The organism is Geomicrobium sp. JSM 1781026 (assembly GCF_041949955.1).
GTDB lineage: Bacteria > Bacillota > Bacilli > Bacillales > Marinococcaceae > Geomicrobium_A.
Genome location: NZ_JBHFQF010000024.1, coordinates 1 through 2,299, shown reverse-complemented (window position 1 = coordinate 2,299; position 2,299 = coordinate 1). Strand labels below are relative to the sequence as shown.

The 2,299-nt window shown below is 54.5% G+C and carries 1 rRNA gene; it reads left to right on the top strand.

Features of this window, described 5'->3' with window-relative positions:
* Positions 1 to 2,230, top strand: a 23S ribosomal RNA gene (locus ACE1TF_RS20385); the annotation flags it as partial.
* Between the last annotated feature and the right edge of the window lie 69 nt (positions 2,231 to 2,299).

Here is a 2,299-nt window from a genome sequence, read left to right as displayed (position 1 = left end):
AGTACGTGAACGTCGACCCGAAACCGTGTGATCTACCCATGTCCAGGGTGAAGGTCGGGTAACACCGACTGGAGGCCCGAACCCACGTAGGTTGAAAGCTGCGGGGATGAGGTGTGGGTAGGGGTGAAATGCCAATCGAACACGGAGATAGCTGGTTCTCCCCGAAATAGCTTTAGGGCTAGCCTCGGAAAGAGAATGCTGGAGGTAGAGCACTGATTGGATGAGGGGTCCCTACCGGATTACCGAGTTCAGTCAAACTCCGAATGCCAGTAATTTATATCCGGGAGTCAGACGGCGAGTGCTAAGATCCGTCGTCAAGAGGGAAACAGCCCAGATCACCAGCTAAGGTCCCCAAGTGTGTGTTAAGTGGGAAAGGATGTGGCGTTGCTTAGACAACCAGGATGTTGGCTTAGAAGCAGCCACCATTGAAAGAGTGCGTAATAGCTCACTGGTCGAGTGACGCTGCGCCGAAAATGTACCGGGGCTAAACACACCACCGAAGCTGTGGCAACTCTTTTGAGTTGGGTAGGGGAGCGTTCTGTAGGCAGAGAAGGCAGACCGTGAGGACTGTTGGAGCGTACAGAAGTGAGAATGCCGGTATGAGTAGCGAAAAGAAGGGTGAGAATCCCTTCCGTCGAAAACCTAAGGTTTCCTGAGGAAGGCTCGTCCGCTCAGGGTTAGTCGGGACCTAAGCTGAGGCCGAAAGGCGTAGGCGATGGCAAACTGGTGGAAATTCCAGTACCACCTTGTCTCTGTTTGAACAATGGGGGGACGCAGAAAGGTAGGGAGAGCGTACAATTGGATGTGCGTCGAAGCGAACGAGGCTGTTGGATAGGCAAATCCGTCCAACACATAAGGCTGAGTCGTGACCGCGAAAGGGCATAGCGCCCTTGAGTCCCTGATCCTCCGCTGCCGAGAAAAGCCTCTAGTGAGGAGACAGGTGCCCGTACCGCAAACCGACACAGGTAGGTGGGATGAGAATTCTAAGACGCGCGGGAGAACTCTCGTTAAGGAACTCGGCAAAATGACCCCGTAACTTCGGGAGAAGGGGTGCTCCTTGGGGTGAATAGCCCTGGGGAGCCGCAGTGAAAAGGCCCAAGCGACTGTTTATCAAAAACACAGGTCTCTGCGAAGTCGTAAGACGAAGTATAGGGGCTGACACCTGCCCGGTGCTGGAAGGTTAAGAGGAGGACTTAGCTTCGGCGAAGGTCCGAATTGAAGCCCCAGTAAACGGCGGCCGTAACTATAACGGTCCTAAGGTAGCGAAATTCCTTGTCGGGTAAGTTCCGACCCGCACGAAAGGTGCAACGACTTGGGCACTGTCTCAACGAGAGACCCGGTGAAATTATAGTACCTGTGAAGATGCAGGTTACCCGCGACAGGACGGAAAGACCCCATGGAGCTTTACTGTAGCTTGATATTGGGTTTGGGCACAGCTTGTACAGGATAGGCAGGAGCCTTGGAAACCGGAGCGCTAGCTTCGGTGGAGGCGCTGGTGGGATACTGCCCTTGCTGTGTTGGAATCCTAACCTCGAACCGTGATCCGGTTCAGGGACAGTGTCTGGTGGGCAGTTTGACTGGGGCGGTCGCCTCCTAAAGAGTAACGGAGGCGCCCAAAGGTTCCCTCAGAATGGTTGGAAATCATTCGAAGAGTGCAAAGGCAGAAGGGAGCTTGACTGCGAGACATACAGGTCGAGCAGGGACGAAAGTCGGGCTTAGTGATCCGGCGGCACCGTATGGAAGGGCCGTCGCTCAACGGATAAAAGCTACCCTGGGGATAACAGGCTAATCTCCCCCAAGAGTCCACATCGACGGGGAGGTTTGGCACCTCGATGTCGGCTCGTCGCATCCTGGGGCTGAAGTAGGTCCCAAGGGTTGGGCTGTTCGCCCATTAAAGCGGCACGCGAGCTGGGTTCAGAACGTCGTGAGACAGTTCGGTCCCTATCCGTCGTGGGCGTTGGAAATTTGAGAGGAGCTGTCCTTAGTACGAGAGGACCGGGATGGACATACCGCTGGTGTACCAGTTGTTCCGCCAGGAGCATCGCTGGGTAGCTACGTGTGGCAGGGATAAGTGCTGAAAGCATCTAAGCATGAAGCCCCCCTCGAGATGAGATTTCCCATCACGTCAAGTGAGTAAGACCCCTGAGAGACGATCAGGTAGATAGGTCTGGTGTGGAAGTGTGGCGACACATGGAGCTGACAGATACTAATCGGTCGAGGATTTATCCACGCATATGGCGTTAGGATGGGTCACGTCCGCATGCTTCTCCGTTATTCAGTTTTGAGAGAACGATCTCTC